This window comes from Streptomyces sp. rh34 (genome assembly GCF_002551245.1).
In the GTDB taxonomy this organism is placed as follows: Bacteria; Actinomycetota; Actinomycetes; order Streptomycetales; family Streptomycetaceae; genus Streptomyces.
Map to the genome: position 1 here is coordinate 14407 of NZ_NTGZ01000017.1, position 15126 is coordinate 29532.

The 15126-nt window shown below is 71.3% G+C and carries 15 protein-coding genes and 2 pseudogenes; 7 read left to right on the forward strand and 10 right to left on the reverse strand.

Features of this window, described 5'->3' with window-relative positions:
• Positions 1–2 precede the first annotated feature (2 nt).
• Together CR470_RS06210 and CR470_RS06215 are read right to left on the reverse strand one after the other, a co-directional pair.
• The gene (locus CR470_RS06210; RefSeq protein ID WP_097866574.1) at positions 3–698 is read right to left on the reverse strand and encodes a hypothetical protein; all 696 of its coding nucleotides are present in this window, start codon (positions 696–698) and stop codon (positions 3–5) included.
• On the reverse strand, positions 691–1470 hold the full coding sequence (locus tag CR470_RS06215) for an alpha/beta hydrolase (RefSeq protein ID WP_097866603.1): 780 nt from the start codon (positions 1468–1470) through the stop codon (positions 691–693). The genes CR470_RS06210 and CR470_RS06215 overlap by 8 nt, the downstream gene beginning before the upstream one ends.
• Before the next feature lie 220 nt (positions 1471–1690).
• Here CR470_RS06215 and CR470_RS06220 point away from each other — a divergent pair, with 220 nt between their 5' ends.
• From CR470_RS06220 to CR470_RS06235, 4 genes are all read left to right on the forward strand, one after another.
• Positions 1691–2482 (forward strand): lysophospholipid acyltransferase family protein, encoded by a 792-nt coding sequence (locus tag CR470_RS06220; RefSeq protein WP_097866575.1) that lies wholly within the window; start codon positions 1691–1693, stop codon positions 2480–2482.
• Between the two features lie 33 nt (positions 2483–2515).
• Entirely contained in the window at positions 2516–3769 is a 1254-nt protein-coding gene (macS, locus tag CR470_RS06225) for a MacS family sensor histidine kinase (protein WP_097866576.1), read from the forward strand.
• On the forward strand, positions 3766–4479 hold the full coding sequence (locus CR470_RS06230; RefSeq protein ID WP_097866577.1) for a response regulator: 714 nt from the start codon (positions 3766–3768) through the stop codon (positions 4477–4479). The genes macS and CR470_RS06230 overlap by 4 nt, the downstream gene beginning before the upstream one ends.
• 73 nt (positions 4480–4552) lie before the next feature.
• Positions 4553–5548 (forward strand): 2-hydroxyacid dehydrogenase, encoded by a 996-nt coding sequence (locus CR470_RS06235; RefSeq protein ID WP_097866578.1) that lies wholly within the window; start codon positions 4553–4555, stop codon positions 5546–5548.
• Between the two features lie 15 nt (positions 5549–5563).
• Here CR470_RS06235 and CR470_RS06240 read toward each other — a convergent pair.
• The 3 genes and pseudogenes from CR470_RS06240 to CR470_RS41265 all read right to left on the reverse strand — a co-directional run.
• A pseudogene (locus CR470_RS06240) lies at positions 5564–6304 on the reverse strand (aminodeoxychorismate/anthranilate synthase component II); the annotation flags it as partial.
• Between the two features lie 90 nt (positions 6305–6394).
• A pseudogene (locus tag CR470_RS06245) lies at positions 6395–7603 on the reverse strand (chorismate-binding protein); the annotation flags it as partial.
• Positions 7604–7727: 124 nt separating this feature from the next.
• The gene (locus CR470_RS41265) at positions 7728–7796 is read right to left on the reverse strand and encodes a trp operon leader peptide (RefSeq protein WP_107489447.1); all 69 of its coding nucleotides are present in this window, start codon (positions 7794–7796) and stop codon (positions 7728–7730) included.
• A 103-nt stretch (positions 7797–7899) separates the two neighbouring features.
• Between CR470_RS41265 and CR470_RS06250 the strand changes: the two genes are divergently transcribed.
• Together CR470_RS06250 and CR470_RS06255 are read left to right on the forward strand one after the other, a co-directional pair.
• Positions 7900–9246 carry a class II 3-deoxy-7-phosphoheptulonate synthase gene (locus tag CR470_RS06250; protein WP_179892163.1) on the forward strand — a complete coding sequence of 449 codons (1347 nt, stop codon included), beginning with the start codon at positions 7900–7902 and terminating at the stop codon, positions 9244–9246.
• Between the two features lie 175 nt (positions 9247–9421).
• A complete protein-coding gene (locus tag CR470_RS06255) occupies positions 9422–9727 on the forward strand; it encodes a (2Fe-2S)-binding protein (RefSeq protein ID WP_097866579.1) in 306 nt (101 codons plus the stop codon).
• Positions 9728–9758: 31 nt separating this feature from the next.
• On the opposite strand, the gene bfr is transcribed toward CR470_RS06255, so the two are convergent.
• Complete coding sequence (gene bfr / locus CR470_RS06260) at positions 9759–10238, reverse strand: bacterioferritin (protein ID WP_030583510.1); 480 nt, start codon at positions 10236–10238, stop codon at positions 9759–9761.
• A gap of 158 nt (positions 10239–10396) precedes the next feature.
• Between bfr and CR470_RS06265 the strand changes: the two genes are divergently transcribed.
• Positions 10397–11029 (forward strand): sulfite oxidase-like oxidoreductase, encoded by a 633-nt coding sequence (locus CR470_RS06265; protein WP_097866580.1) that lies wholly within the window; start codon positions 10397–10399, stop codon positions 11027–11029.
• A gap of 7 nt (positions 11030–11036) precedes the next feature.
• Here the strand turns inward: CR470_RS06265 and CR470_RS06270 are convergent, their stop codons facing one another.
• The 4 genes from CR470_RS06270 to thiS all read right to left on the reverse strand — a co-directional run bounded on the left by CR470_RS06270 (position 11037) and on the right by thiS (position 15062).
• On the reverse strand, positions 11037–11915 hold the full coding sequence (locus CR470_RS06270) for a deoxyribonuclease IV (RefSeq protein WP_097866581.1): 879 nt from the start codon (positions 11913–11915) through the stop codon (positions 11037–11039).
• A gap of 6 nt (positions 11916–11921) precedes the next feature.
• Positions 11922–13847, reverse strand: a complete 1926-nt coding sequence (gene pknB, locus CR470_RS06275) for a Stk1 family PASTA domain-containing Ser/Thr kinase (protein ID WP_097866582.1) — start codon at positions 13845–13847, stop codon at positions 11922–11924.
• A 199-nt stretch (positions 13848–14046) separates the two neighbouring features.
• On the reverse strand, positions 14047–14841 hold the full coding sequence (locus tag CR470_RS06280; protein WP_097866583.1) for a thiazole synthase: 795 nt from the start codon (positions 14839–14841) through the stop codon (positions 14047–14049).
• A 2-nt stretch (positions 14842–14843) separates the two neighbouring features.
• Entirely contained in the window at positions 14844–15062 is a 219-nt protein-coding gene (thiS, locus tag CR470_RS06285) for a sulfur carrier protein ThiS (protein ID WP_097866584.1), read from the reverse strand.
• Positions 15063–15126: the final 64 nt, after the last annotated feature.

Here is a 15126-nt window from a genome sequence, read left to right on the forward strand (position 1 = left end):
CCTTACACGACCGCGCCGCGCCCCGGGTCGCCGTAGGTGTCGTCATCGTCGTCGTGCGGCATCCGGGCCACCAGGGTGGCGAAGCCGCCGAGGAAGCCGCCGACGCAGAGCGTGGTGAGCCACCACGTCATCTCCCACCGGAACAGCACCGCGACGAGCATCAGGACCGGCCCGCCGATCACCGCGAGCCAGGCGAACTTCGCCGTGACGTCGGCCTCCGGCAGCGGCGGCGGCTCCGGGGGCACGAAATGGCCCTCGTCCCCGTCGTCCGGCTCGCCGACGCCGTCGTCCTTGGACTCGGGCAGCTCGTAGTCGCGGGGACCGGCGACGCCGGGCGCGAACACCACGGAGCTGCCGAGCGGCTTCTTCTCCGGCGGCTTCGGGGGCGTCTTGCCGGACCCCTTGTCCGCCGGACCACCGGCGGTGCCGTCCTTCGGCCCCACCACGTTGCGCTGATCGTCCTCCAGCAGGGCCAGATCCTCGACAGCCTTGAACGGCTTGGCGCCCGGCGGGTCCGGCGGCTCCTCCCCGTACCCCTCGACAATCGCGGCCCATGCCGCGTCCTCGTCGACCGCCCGCTCCTGCTCCGCTCCCTCGGCCCCCTCCGGCCGCGTCCCCTCCGGGACGGCCGCCGACTCCGTGGGGCGCGGTTCGCGCTCCTCGTCGCTGCCTGTGCGTTCCGCGTCGTGCTCAGCCACCGGACGTGCTCCCCTTCATCCCGACGTTCGGTGCGAGACGGCCGATGAACCGGTAGCTCTCATCGAAGATCCGCTCCGCATCATGGTCCAACGTCGCCACGTGGTAGCTCTGTTCCAACAAAATCTCCGAGACGTCCCGGGAGGAGATCCGGCTCAGGATCCGCGCGCTGTCCGCGGGCGGCACGACATGGTCCTGCGGGCTGTGCAGCAGGACCACCGGCTGGGTCACCTGGGGCAGCTCCCCGTCGACCAGGCGGAAGAACTTCCGCACCGAGTACGCGGCGTGCAGCGGCACCTTGTCGTAGCCGACCTCGTGCGACCCCGGGAGCGCGATGTCGTCGGCCAGGCCCTTGGTCGTCCGCACCAGATGACGGGCCACCGGCAGCGCGTACGCGGAGAGGCCGTGCACCTTGTTGGCCGGATTGACCAACACCAGACCGCTGATCGCGTCCCCGTGCTTGGCCGCGAGCCGCAGGCTCAGCGCGCCACCCATGGACAGACCGAAGACGAAGACCCGCTCGCACTTCTGCTTGAGGACCCGCAGCTCCCGGTCCACCTCCGCGTACCAGTCCTGCCAGCCGGTGACCGCCATGTCCTCCCAGCGGGTGCCGTGGCCCGGCAGCAGCGGCAGCGAGACCGTCAGCCCGCGCTCGGCGAGGTAGTCCGCCCAGGGGCGCAGCGACTGTGGCGATCCGGTGAAGCCATGACAGAGGAGGACGCCGACCTCTCCGCCCTCGTGGCGGAACGGCTCGGCTCCGGGGAGGACCGGCACCAGGGTCTCCTGTTCGTGGAACGGGGCGGGCGGGCACCTGGGGGAGTGCTTGACGGATGACTTCACCGTACGCGACCGGACCGACACCGACCAGGGCCGTCACGCCCCCGGGGCCGCTCCGCACCGCCCGCCGGGGAGAGCCCGGCTCCCCATGCCGGGCAAGGGCCGCGACGACCTCACAGGCTAAGGTCTCAACCACAGCACACAGGAGGCACACGAGTTGATCTACGGCGCAATGAAGTTCTCCATCGGCGGGTCCCTGAAGCTTGCCTTCCGGCCGTGGGTGGAGGGCCTGGAGAACATCCCCGAGCGCGGTCCGGCGATCCTCGCCAGCAACCACCTGTCGTTCTCCGACTCGTTCTTCCTCCCGGCCGTGCTGGACCGCAAGGTCACGTTCATCGCCAAGGCCGAGTACTTCACCGCCCCCGGGGTCAAGGGCAAGCTCACCGCCGCCTTCTTCAAGGGCGTCGGCCAGCTCCCCGTCGACCGCTCCGGAGCCCGCGGCGCGGGCGAGGCGGCGATCAAGGCGGGCATCCAGGTCGTCGAGAGCGGCGGCCTCTTCGGCATCTACCCCGAGGGCACCCGCTCGCCCGACGGCCGCCTCTACCGGGGCAAGCCCGGCGGTCTGGCCCGGGTCGCGCTGGCCACCGGAGCGCCCGTGATCCCGGTGGCCATGATCGACACCGAGAAGATCCAGCCGCCCGGCCAGGTGATGCCCAAGCTGATGCGCCCCGGCATCCGGATCGGCAAGCCGCTGGACTTCAGCCGCTACCAGGGCATGGACGGCGACCGCTTCATCCTGCGCTCGGTGACCGACGAGGTCATGTACGAGATCATGAAGCTCTCCGGCCAGGAGTACGTCGACATCTACGCCACCGCCGCCAAGCGTCAGATCGCCGACGAGGCGAAGGCCCGGGCGGAGGAGGCGAAGGCCAGGGCCGAAGAGGCCAAGCGCGCCCAGAAGCAGGCCGCCGCGAGTAACGAGAACGGAACGGAACGGTCCGACGCGTAACCGCGTCGTTCACCGTCCGGGGGGTGTGGGGCCATGGCCAAGCGTGAGCGGGTCGTCAGGATGTCGGTCGAGCTGCCGCTGTGGCGCGCGCTGACGGGTTACCGCGTCATGACGATGATCTACGCGGTGCTGCTCGCGATCTTCGGGAAGGACGACTTCGGCCGGCAGAGGTTCGAGCGGCCCTGGGTCGCCGTCGCCTATCTGGCGTTCCTCTTCGTCTGGACACTCGCCACCCTGCCCAAGGTCCGCTCGGCGGCGAGCTGCACCAAACGCTTCCTCGTCGCGGACCTGGTCGTCGCCCTGACCGGCATCCTGCTCACCCCGCTCGCGGACTTCGACGCGCAGTCGTTCGACGGCCCGACGCTCCCGTCGATCTGGACGGCCGGCTCGGTCCTCGCCTTCGCGATCAAGGGCGGCTGGCGGTGGGCGGCCTTCGCCTCCACCTTCGTGGCCGCCGCCAACATCATCCAGCGCGGCGAGCCCAGCCGGGACACCTACCACAACGTCCTGCTGGTGTGGGTCGCCTCCATCGCCATCGGGTACGTCGTCGAGGTCGCCCGCGCCAGTGAGCGCACCCTGGCCCGCGCCCTGGAGATCGAGGCCACCACCCGCGAACGCGAACGGCTCGCCCGCGACATCCACGACAGCGTGCTCCAGGTCCTCGCCATGGTCCAGCGCAGAGGGACCGCGATCGGCGGCGAGGCGGCCGAGCTGGGCCGGATGGCCGGGGAGCAGGAGGTCGCCCTGCGCACCCTGGTCTCCAGCGGCCTGGTCCCACCGACCCGGGTCTCCGAGGACGCCGCCGAAGGAGCCGTGGTCCGCACCGTCGACGTGGACGACGACCAAGGCTCAGGCGACGGGGCGGCCTGCGACCTGCGGGCCCTGCTCGCCCCGCACGCGGGATCCCGGACGAGCTTCGCGGAGCCGGGCGCTCCGGTGCTGCTCCCCGCCGAGTCGGCCCGGGAGCTGGCCGCCGCCGTCAGCGCCGCCCTGGACAACGTACGGGTGCACGCGGGCCCGGACGCCCAGGCGTGGATCCTGGTCGAGGACGAGCCGGACGAGGTGATCGTCACCGTCCGGGACGACGGCCCCGGTATCCCGGAGGGGCGGCTCGCCCAGGCGGAGGGGGAGGGGCGGCTCGGGGTCGCGTTGTCCATCCGGGGCCGGCTGCGCGACCTGGGCGGCACGGCAGAGCTGATCTCGGTGCCCGGACAGGGCTGCGAGGTCGAGTTGAAGGTTCCGAGAGCACCGAAGGTCTCCCGGGGGAAGGCAGGAACGGCCCGATGAGTACACGGAACGCGGCAAACGCGGCACAGGACGAGCAGGGGGCCACCGGCAGGCCCATCAAGGTCATGGTCGTCGACGACCACCCCATGTGGCGCGACGCGGTCGCCCGCGACCTGGCCGAGTCCGGCTTCGACGTCGTCGCGACCGCCGGGGACGGCCCGCAGGCGGTCCGCCGGGCCAGGGCCGCGAACCCGGACGTCCTCGTCCTCGACCTGAACCTCCCCGGCATGCCCGGCGTCCAGGTCTGCAAGGAACTCGTCGGCTCCCACCCGGGCCTGCGGGTCCTCGTCCTCTCCGCGAGCGGCGAGCACGCCGACGTCCTGGAAGCGGTGAAGTCCGGGGCCACCGGCTATCTGCTGAAGTCCGCCTCCACCCAGGAGCTGACCGACGCCGTCCGCTCCACCGCCGGCGGCGACCCGGTCTTCACCCCGGGCCTCGCGGGCCTGGTCCTCGGCGAGTACCGCCGGCTCGCCTCCGACCCCGTGCCGGTGGCGTCGAACGAGCCCAAGGCCCCGCAGCTCACCGACCGGGAGACCGAGGTGCTGCGGCTGGTCGCCAAGGGCCTCTCGTACAAGCAGATCGCCGAACGCCTGGTCATCTCGCACCGCACCGTGCAGAACCACGTGCAGAACACCCTCGGCAAGCTCCAGCTGCACAACCGTGTGGAGCTCGTGCGGTACGCCATCGAGCGCGGCCTCGACGACGTCTGACCAGCGGGTCCGGGGGCGGGGCCGTATATTCGCGATGTCCGGCCCCGCCCGCGGAAACAGATCGGGAGTACCCGTGGAAATCCTCGCCTTCGGTGTGCAGTCCGACGAGAAGCCCCTGATCGAGAAGGCCTTCGAGGGGCTGCACGAGGTCCGCTGCCTGGACGTCTTCCTGAACCGGGACACCGCCCCCATCGCGGCCGGCCACGAGATCATCTCCACCAGCGTCAACGCCGACCTCGGCTCCCCGGTGCTCCAGACGCTCGCCGCGGGCGGCACGCAGATGATCGCCCAGCGCTCCACCGGCTTCAACAACATCGACCTGGAGGTCGCCGAGCGTCTCGCGCTGCGCGTCGCCCGGGTCTCGTCCTACTCCCCGTACTCGGTCGCCGAATTCGCCTGGACGCTCGCCATGGCCGTCAACCGGCGCATCATCCGCGCCGCGAGCCGCACCCGCGACTTCGACTTCCGGCTGGACGGGCTGCTCGGCCGGGACATGCGCGGCCGGACCGTCGGGGTGCTCGGCACCGGGAAGATCGGCGAGGCCTTCACCCGGATCGCCCACGGCTTCGGCATGAGGCTGCTCGGCTGGGACGTGGCTCAGAACCCGGCCTGCGTCGAGCTGGGCATGGAGTACGTCGACAAGGAGCGGCTGTTCGCCGAGGCCGACCTGATCAGCCTGCACGTGCCGCTGCTGCCCAGCACCCACCACATCATCGACAAGGCCGCCCTCAAGGCGATGAAGGACGACGCGATCCTCGTCAACTCCAGCCGGGGCGGCCTCATCGACACCGCCGCCCTGGTCACCGAGTTGCGCGCGGGCCGCTTCCTCGGCGTCGGACTCGACGTGTACGAGGCGGAGGCGGGGCTGTTCTTCCTCGACAAGTCCCTGGAGGGCATCGACGACGACACCCTCGCCCGGCTGGTGACCTTCCCCAACGTCGTCGTCACCTCCCACCAGGCGTACTACACCGAGGACGCGGTGGGCCAGATCATCGAGGCGACCGTCAAGAACGTCACCGACTACCTGGCCCGCCGCACGGGCGAGAACGTCCTCGTGCCGAGGAGCTGAGGCTCTCCGCCCGGATCAGCCCGGCACGGGCAGCCCCGCCAGCAGCTCCGTCACGATCACCGAGCCCCGCAGGGTCAGCACCGACTCCGGGTGGAACTGCACCGAGGCGAAGCCGGGACCGCGCAACGCGTGCAGTTCGTCGCTGTCCTCGTCGCGGCTCACCTCGATCCCGTGCGCGGCCAGCTCGACGGCGGCCGGACCGTCGCACCGCCCGGTGAAGCTGTTGTAGAAGCCCACCGTCTCCGGCCGGCCGAACAGCTCGATCCGGGTCTGCGCCCCCTGGTACGGCACGGTTTTGCGCACGATCTCCAGGCCCAGCTCCGCCGCGATCAGCTCGTGCCCGAGGCAGACCCCCAGCAGCCCGTGCCGGTGGTCCCGCACCAGCTCGGCGGTGATCTCACGGAGCAGCCGCATCTTCGGATCGGTGAGATCACCCGGATCGCCCGGACCCGGACCCAGCACCACGGGCCCCCGGTGCGCCCGGGCCACCTCGCGCAGCCCCGGCTCGTCGTAGCGGCGCACCGAGACGTCCAGCCCCGACGCCCGCAGCAGATGGGCCAGCATCGCGGTGAACGTGTCCTCGCCGTCCACCACCAGAGCGTGCCCCGAGAGATCCCGGGTGCGCTCCCGCATCCGCAGCCAGAACGGTGCGAGCCCTCCGCGCCGGTCGTCCAGCGCCGCCCGCACCCGGGGGTCGGATGCCAGCCGCGGGCGGTCCGCGTCCGCCGCGGGCCGGCCCGGCCGCACCCCCAGCGCTGTCTCTTATACACATCTCTGAGCGGGCTGGCAAGGCANCGCCTCCCTCGCGCCATCAGAGATGTGTATAAGAGACAGGTCGGATGCCAGCCGCGGGCGGTCCGCGTCCGCCGCGGGCCGGCCCGGCCGCACCCCCAGCGCGGCCAGCACCCCGGCCGCCTTGGCATGCGTCTCGGCGACCTCGCTCTCCGGGTCCGAGTGGCGTACGAGGGTGGCACCGACGGGCACCTTCAGCGAGCCGTCCGGGGCGATGTCGGCCGTACGGATCAGGATCGGCGAGTCCAGGGTCTGCACACCGTTCGCGTCCCGGCCCAGCAGGGCCAGCGCGCCCGCGTAGTACCCGCGGCCCCCGGACTCGTACCGCTCGATGACCCGGCACGCGTTCTGCACCGGGGAGCCGGTGACGGTCGCCGCGAACATCGTCTCCCGCAGCACGTCGCGCACATCCAGCGAGGACTTGCCGCGCAGCTCGTACTCGGTGTGCGCGAGGTGCGCCATCTCCTTGAGCCGGGGCCCGACCACCACCCCGCCCATGTCGCCCACCGTGCACATCATCTTCAGCTCCTCGTCGACCACCATGGACAGCTCCTCGCTCTCCTTGCGGTCCCCGAGGAACGCCAGCAGGCTTGTCGCGGTGGGCCCCTCGGCCGGGTAACGGTACGTCCCGCTGATCGGGTTCATCACGACCGTCCCGCCGGACATCCGTACGTGCACCTCCGGGCTCGCCCCCACCAGCGCCCTGTCCCCGGTGTCGACGACGAACGTCCAGTACGCGCCGCGCTCGCCCGCCAGCAGCCGCCGGAACAGCGCCAGCGCGTCCGCCCGCCCGAACCCGGGGATCTCGCCCCGGAACGTCCGCCGGATCACGAAGTTCGCCCCCGCGCCCCGACCGATCTCGTCGCGGATCACCCGCCGCACGATGTCCGCGTACTCCGCGTCCGGCACGTCGAAGCCGCGGTCCCGAACCGTCACGTCATGGGCGGGCAGCGCCGCCATCAGCTCCGTGAGCTCCAGTTCGTGGGTCTCGTCGGCGACCAGCACGCTCAGCGGGGTGCCGTCGTCGCGCACGTCGAATCCGCGCTCGGCGATCTGCCGGAACGGCACCAGGGCCAGCGCGGGCGCCGCGCCCACCGGCAGGTCGGCCAGCCGGTCCGCCTCCCGCACCCTGCCGATCAGCAGTTCGACGTGATCGTGGTCACGGCCGGGCGTGCGCCGGCGCAGCAGCGCGAACGGCGGGGCGTCCTCCGCCAGCAGCCGGCGGAGGAGAGCGGAGGCGGTGCGGGATGCGGTCTGCGACATGGGAGCAGGTTCCTTCCGGACGGCCCGTACGGGATTCCGTACGGGATTCACAGGGGGAGGAACGGCTCCGCAACGCAGAAAGGCCGCCCCTCGGGCGGCCTTCGCGAAGTGTCAGCGCGATGAATCAGCGGGCCGCCGGATGAGCGGTCCACCACCAGTTCTGGATCGAGATCTCGATCAGTCGCGTCGGCATGTCCGAACCCTAGCGGACCGGTCCGGGCGCCGGACCGGGCGTCTCATCTGTTGAGCGCACGGCTGGACGCCCCTTCCGACCCCGTAATGTTGTGCTCGTGACCGTGAACGCCAATACCTCCGCCGCCGGTGGCAACACCTGGCGAGACCTTCCCGCGGCGCAGCAGCCCGAGTACCCCGACTCCGAGGCCCTGCGCGATGTACTCGCGGACCTCGCGTCGTATCCGCCGCTCGTCTTCGCCGGCGAGTGCGACCAGCTGCGCGCCCACCTGGGAGCCGTCGCCAAGGGCGAGGCGTTCCTGCTGCAGGGCGGCGACTGTGCCGAGGCCTTCGACGCCGTGTCCGCCGACCACATCCGGGCCAAGCTGAAGACGCTGCTCCAGATGAGCGCCGTCCTGACCTACGCGGCCTCCGTGCCCGTGGTGAAGGTCGGCCGGATCGCGGGCCAGTACTCCAAGCCGCGCTCCAAGTCGACCGAGACCCGCGACGGCGTGACCCTGCCGACCTACCGCGGCGACTCGGTGAACGGCTTCGCCTTCACCGAGGAGGCCCGGATCCCGGACCCCGCGCGGCTGAAGCAGATGTACCACGCGTCCTCCTCCACGCTGAACCTGGTGCGCGCCTTCACCACCGGCGGTTACGCCGACCTGCGCCAGGTCCACGCCTGGAATCAGGACTTCGTGAAGTCGTCCCCCTCCGGGCAGCGCTACGAGGCGCTGGCCCGCGAGATCGACAACGCGCTGAACTTCATGAAGGCGTGCGGCACCGACCCGGCCGAGTTCAAGGCGGTCGAGTTCTACGCCTCGCACGAGGCGCTGCTGCTGGACTACGAGTCGGCGCTGACCCGTACGGACTCGCGCACCGGCGAGTTGTACGACACCTCCGCCCACATGGTGTGGATCGGTGAGCGCACCCGCCAGATGGACGGCGGGCACATCGAGTTCGCCGCCCGGATCCGCAACCCGATCGGCATCAAGCTCGGCCCGACGACCACCGTCGACGAGGCGCTCGGCTACGTCGACCGCCTCGACCCCGAGCGCGAGCCGGGCCGGCTGACCTTCGTCGTCCGGATGGGCGCCGACAAGGTCCGCGACAAGCTCCCCGAGCTGGTCGAGAAGGTCACCGCCTCGGGCGCGACCGTCGCCTGGGTGACCGACCCGATGCACGGCAACACCTTCGAGGCCGCGTCCGGCCACAAGACGCGCCGCTTCGACGACGTCCTGGACGAGGTCAAGGGCTTCTTCGAGGTCCACAAGGGCCTCGGCACCCACCCGGGCGGCATCCACGTGGAGCTGACCGGCGACGACGTCACCGAGTGCGTGGGCGGCGGCCACGAGATCTTCGTGGACGACCTGCACCAGCGCTACGAGACGGCCTGCGACCCCCGGCTCAACCGCAGCCAGTCCCTCGACCTGGCCTTCCTCGTCGCCGAGATGTACCGCGACCAGTAGCCGGCAGGCCGGGAGCGTTCCCGGCAGTCGCACGTGTGGGGCACGGATCCATGTGATCCGTGCCCCACAGGCGTATCCGGGCTTTTACGCCGGTTGAGCGGCGGGTAAGGTTAGGTTAGCCTCACCGTGGAAATCGGGGCGGCACCCGTGACCGACCCGCAGGGAGGTGAACCGCATGTACGTCTGTTCCTGCTTCGGCATCACGGAAGCACAGGTCAAGAAGCATGCGGACGCCGGAGCCTGCACACCCCGGCAGATCGCGTCGGCCTGCAAGGCCGGGACGGACTGCGGTGGATGTGTGCGGCGCATCCAGGCCCTGCTGGGCCGCGGCGACTGCCCCCGCCGCGAGCTGCTCGACCAGCGGCAGGAACCCGCGACCGCCTCACCCGCGCACCCGGTCGCCGCGACCGTCGCGGCATCGGCCGCGGCGGCGGCCGCCATCGGCGCGATCCGGGACGTGACGCTCTCCGACGCCGCCTGACCGGCCCGCACTCCCCGGGAGAGCAGCCCGGTCAGCTCTCCGGCTGCTCGATCAGCTGGGCGATGTAGAGCGGCTCACCGAGCTTCTCGACCAGCTCCAGCTGGGTGTCGAGATAGTCGATGTGGTGCTCCTCGTCCGCCAGGATCGACTCGAAGATGTTCGCGGACGTGATGTCGCCCTTGCCGCGCATCACCTCGATACCGCGCTTGAGGCGGTCGATCGCCTCCACCTCGACCTGGCGGTCCGCCTGGAACATCTCGGTGACCGTCTGGCCCACCCGCACATGGAAGAGCCGCTGGTAGTTCGGCAGCCCGTCGAGGAACAGGATCCGGTCGGTGAGGATCTCGGCGTGCTTCATCTCGTCGAAGGACTCGGCCCGGGTGTATTTGGCGAGCTTCGTCCACCCGAAGTTGTCCTGCATCTTGGCGTGCAGGAAGTACTGATTGATGGCGGTCAGTTCGGCGGTCAGCTGCTCATTGAGAAACTCAAGGACCTCGGGGTCGCCCTGCATGGCAAAGGCTCCTTCCAACCGGTGATCGATCTGGCGAGTTGGCCAGATCCTCGCACCGCGCCCACCGGCCGTCCAGTAAGTGCACGCTTAGTATGAGTTGCCCGGATGGGTTCCTCCCCTGGTCATGACCACCCCTGCCTGTCTGTCACCATGGAGGCATGGGTCAGCCGGAAAGCCGGGAAAACCGCGAGACAGCGCAGTCCGAGCTTCCGCCGGGACAGCGACTGCAGCGCGGATGGCCGGTCACCCATTACGGGCCCGTTCCCAAGTTCAAGCCCGACCGCTGGGAGTTCCGGGTCTTCGGGGCCACCGCCGACGGCGACAAGCACTGCTGGAACCACCAGGACTTCTCGGCGCTGCCGTTCTCCTCGGTCGTCGCCGATCTGCACTGCGTGACGAAGTTCAGCATGATCGGCGCCGAATGGGGCGGGATCCCCGCCCGTACGCTCCTCGACCTGGCGCCGCCCGCCCCCGACGTCACGCATGTGATGGTCTGGGCCGAATACGGCTTCTCATCGAACCTGCGCCTCGACGACTTCGCCTCCGAGCGCACCCTCTTCGCCACCCACAAGGACGGCGAACTGCTCACCGCCGAGCACGGCTTCCCGCTCCGCCTCGTCGTCCCGCACCTGTACGCCTGGAAGGGCCCGAAATGGGTCCGGGGCATCGAGTACATGACGGCGGACCGGCGCGGATTCTGGGAGGAGCGCGGCTACCACAACATCGGCGACCCCTGGGGCGAGCAGCGCTACTCCTACCAGGAGGAGCCCGGGGACGGCCCCGAGCTGTAGGGCCTGGCTAGGCCTTGGCGTGGAGCGGCCCGCGCAGAGCCTTCAGCCGGGCCACGTCCGCCGCGTGCCCCTCCTTGCCGCCGGGCGTCTCGATGATCAGCGGCACGCCTTCGGTCGCCGGATGCGTGAACAGCTCCCGGAAGGGCTCCACCCCGATGTGACCGGCGCCGATGTTCTCGTGCCGGTCCTTGTGGGCTCCCACGACGTCCTTGGAGTCATTGGCGTGGATCAGCTTCAGCCGCCCCTCGCCGACGGTGTCCACCAGCAGGTCGAGCGTCTGCCGCATTCCCGAGGGGCCGGCCAGATCATGCCCGGCGGCGTAGATGTGGCACGTGTCCAGGCAGATGCCCAGCTTCGGGTGGGAGTCCAGCGCCTCGAAGTACGGACCGAAGTCCCAGGTCCGCGAGCAGAGCGAGAAGCCCTGGCCGGCCGTCGACTCCAGCAGCAGATCCGGGGAGTCCTCGTGGGTCAGCTCGTCCAGCAGCGGGCGCATGTGCTCGCGCACCTGGGCCAGCGCCTCGGCACGCGGCCGTCCGCCGGTCGCCGAACCGGTGTGCACCACCACGCCCAGCGCGCCGATCTCCCGGGCCCGCCGCAGTGAGTGGCGGAGCGACTCCACGGACTTCTCGACCGTCGCCTCGGTGTGCGAGCCGAAGTTGATCAGATACGGGGCGTGGACGTACGCCGGGATCGAGGCCGCCGCGCACCCGGCGCGGAACAGCTCGTCCTGTGCCGGGTTCCCGGCGGGCGTGGCCCAGTCGCGCGGATTGGCCACGAAGACCTGTACGGTCTCCGCCGCCAGCTCCCGGGCGTACTCCAGGCCGATCTTGGCGAGACCGCCGGCCACCGGGACGTGTCCGCCCACCGGATTGCGCAGAGCGTGCATCTGGTTCTAGAACCCCTTGGTCCTGATCGTGATCGTGGCCCCCTCGGGTGCCTGCTCGCCGCCGTCCACGGACTGGCTCGCGATCGTGTCGCTGAAGGAGAGGAACGGCCGGTCGACCTTCACCTCGAAGCCGGCCTCCTCCAGGGTGCTCCGCGCTTCGTCGACGTCCCGGCCGGTGACGTCCGGGACGTCCAGCATCCGGGGACCCTTGGAGACGGTCAGCTCGATCGTGTCGCCCTCGGCGGCCTCGACGCCCGCGCCGGGGGACTGCTCGGCGACGGCGCCCTCGGTCTCGGAGGAGTGGATCCGGCCGGGCAACACCTCGGCCTTCAGCCCCTCGGCCGTCAGCTCGGCGGTGGCCTCCTCGGCGGAGAGCCCGGTGACGTCCGGGACGTCGATCGGGGCGCCCTTGCTGACGACGAGCGCCACGGCCGTGTCCGGGTTGCGGTCCGTGCCCGCGCGGGGGTCCGTGCGGATCACCTCGCCGCGGGCCACGTCCTCGCTGAACTCCCTGGTCACCATCCCGGGGACCAGGCCCACCTTCTTCAGGGAGCGCCGGGCGTCCGCGAGGGAGCGGCCCACGACATCGGGCACCCGTACGATCTCCGGACCTCGCGAGACGACGAGCTTCACCGAGCCGTTGCCCCGGATCCGGTCGCCCGAGGCGGGGTCGCTGCTCACGACCGAGCCCCGCTCGACGGTGTCGCTGAAGACCCGCTCCACACCCTTCAGCCCGAGCCCTTCGTCGGAGAGCCGCTTCTCGGCGGTCTGCTGGGTCTGGCCGAGCAGGGAGGGGACCTGGGTGAACTGCCCGGAGTTGATGTACCAGACGCCTGTCCCTATGCCCAGCGTGAGCAGTACGGCGCTGAGCACCATGATCAGCTTGCGGTGCGGCCCGCCGAACGGGCCGCGACGGCCGGTCCCGCGCCGGGGAGCGGCGGGCTCCGCGGGAGGCATCTCCAGACGGCTGGTGCGGTGCACGCCGTCGCCGTCCGCCGGGAGGGCCCGCGGGATCACGCTCGTACGGTCGTCCGCGCCGTCGTGGGTGTCCGACAGGGCCTGCGGTGGTACGGCGTCCAGCTCGGCCTCGGTCAGCGAGGCCCGCGCCTCCCGGGCCTCGGCCAGCAGCAGCACCGCGTCGTGCGGGCGCACCTCGGGATTGCGGGCGGTAGCGCTCGCCACCAGGCTGTCCAGCGCGACCGGGAGCCCCGGCACGACGGCGGACGGGGCAGGGACGTCGGAGTTGAGGTGCCGGTAGATGACCTGGGCGGCGTTCTCGCCGGTGTGGGGCTTGGCGCCGGTCAGCATCTCGTACAGCACGACCCCGCAGGCGTACACGTCGCTGCGGGTGTCGGCGGTGCCGTGCTCGATCTGCTCGGGGGCCAGATACGACACGGTGCCCAGCAGGGAGCCCGTCGTGTCGGTGGCCGTGCCGACCGCCCTGACCAGGCCGAAGTCGGCGACCTTCACCCGGCCGTCGTCCCCTATCAGGACGTTCTCCGGCTTCATGTCGCGGTGCACGAACCCCGCCCGGTGCGCGGCGCCGAGCGCGGCGAGGACCGGCTCCAGGATGTCCAGCGCCGCCCGGGGCTGGAGGGCCCCGCGCTCGCGCAGCACGTCGCGCAGGGTGCAGCCCGCCACGTACTCCATCGCGAGATAGACATACGCGCCCTCGGCCCCCTGGTCGAAGACCGCGACGACATTGGGGTGCGCCAGACGGGCCACCGACTTGGCCTCACGGATGAAGCGCTCGACGAACGAGACGTCGGTGGCGAGCGCCGGGTGCATCACCTTGAGGGCGAGCACCCGGTCCAGGCGGGTGTCCACGGCCCGGTAGACCGTGGCCATCCCGCCGACGGCGATGCGCGCCTCAATGCGATACCGGCCGTCGAGCAGCTGCCCGACGAGAGGGTCCTGGAGGGTCGTGTCCACCCCGAGAGTCTACGAGCCGTCACCGACACCCCGGACGGGCGAGGGCGTTCCCGGGGCCGTTCTGCAGCCGATCCGTGACAGGGACACGCCCTGCGGCCGCGCGCCCGGGCGCCGGGCCCGCCCGGGGCAGACCAAGCCCCTCCGGCGATTGAGGAGCAGGGGTTCCGGGGGCGGCGCCCCCCCGAACCCGTACCGGCTCTCAGAACGCCGGCCGCTCCGGGTCCAGCGCCGCCCGGCCGCCCACCGGGGACGATGCCTGGGCGAAGTGGCGGCGGGGGATGCGGCCCGCGCGGTGGGCCAGTCGGCCCGCCTCCACGGCGTGACGCATCGCACCCGCCATCAGCTCCGGCTCCTGGGCCCGGGTCACCGCCGAGGCGAGCATCACGGCGGCGCACCCCAGCTCCATCGCCTGCGCCGCGTCCGACGCGGTCCCGGCCCCCGCGTCGAGGATCACCGGCACTCCGGCCCGCTCGACGATCAGCTCGAAGTTGTGCGGGTTGCGGATGCCGAGCCCGGAGCCGATGGGGGAGCCGAGCGGCATGATCGCCGCGCACCCCACGTCCTCCAGCTTCCGGGCCAGGACCGGATCGTCGTTGGTGTAGGGCAGCACGGTGAACCCGTCGTCGACCAGGACCTCCGCCGCGTCCAGCAGCTCGATCGGATCGGGCAGCAGGGTCCGCTCGTCGGCCACCACCTCCAGCTTCACCCAGGCGGTGCCGAGCGCTTCCCTGGCCAGCCGGGCGGTCAGCACCGCCTCGCCCGCGGTGAAGCAGCCCGCCGTGTTCGGCAGGACCTGGATGGAGAGCCGCTCCAGCACCGAGAGCACCGAACCGCGCACGGTCGGGTCCAGCCGGCGCATCGCGACCGTGGTCAGCTCGGTGCCGGAGGCGATCAGCGAGCGCTCCAGCACCTCCAGGCTCGGGGCTCCGCCGGTGCCCATGATCAGCCGGGAGCGATACGTGTCGGACCCCAGCGTGAAGACGTCGTCCGACATGGTCAGCCTCCCTGTACGGCGGTCAGGACCTCGACGCGGTCGCCCTCGCGGAGGGGCGTCGCGGCCCACCGGCCGCGCGGGACGACGCTCTCGTTGACGGCGGCGGCGACCCCGGACCGGGCCGGGGTCAGTGTGGCGACGAGGGCGTCCAGGTCCGTACCGGCGGGAACGGCGCGGACTTCCCCGTTCACCGAGACGGAAACCGAGGCTCCGGAAGACACAGAGGCTCCGGAAGACACAGACACAGACACAGACACAGGCGCAGGCACGGGTGCAGGGACGGGG